Source organism: Streptococcus mitis, assembly GCF_003944325.1.
Classification (GTDB): domain Bacteria; phylum Bacillota; class Bacilli; order Lactobacillales; family Streptococcaceae; genus Streptococcus; species Streptococcus mitis_CW.
In genome coordinates this window covers 1-543 of the sequence record NZ_RJPX01000116.1, presented here as the reverse complement: position 1 = coordinate 543, position 543 = coordinate 1, and the positions used below count along the sequence as shown (strand labels likewise).

The window sequence follows — 543 nt, the reverse complement described above, 5'->3', positions numbered from 1 at the left end:
AATCATGAATCAGTATCATCGAAAATCCCATGAATACAAGGCTATCAAGCGTTACTGGAAACTTATCCAGCAAGATAGCCGGAAACTCAGTGAGAAACGTTTTTATCGCCCTACTTTTCGTATGCACTTAACAAATAAAGAGATTCTAGACAAGCTTTTGAGCTATTCAGAAGACTTAAAACACCACTATAATCTCTATCAACTCTTACTTTTTCACTTTCAGAATAAGGAAGCTGACAAATTTTTCGAACTCATTAAGGACAATCTAAAGCAGGTTCATCCTCTTTTTCAGACTGTCTTTAAAACCTTTTTCAAGGACAAAGAAAAAATCGTCAATGCCCTTCAGTTACCCTATTCCAACGCCAAATTGGAAGCGACCAATAATCTCATCAAACTTATCAAACGAAATGCCTTTGGTTTTCGGAACTTCGAAAACTTCAAAAAACGGATTTTTATTGCTCTGAATATCAAAAAAGAAAGGACTAAATCTGTCCTTTCTCGAGCTTAGCTTTTCTTCAACCCACTACAGTTGACAAAGAGCCC

Annotated in this window: 1 protein-coding gene; it reads left to right on the top strand. The window is 36.3% G+C overall.

From position 1 onward, the window contains the following. The coding region (locus tag D8787_RS11335) for a transposase (protein WP_142999781.1) at positions 1 to 508 on the top strand (508 nt) is incomplete at its 5' end. Positions 509 to 543 lie beyond the last annotated feature (35 nt).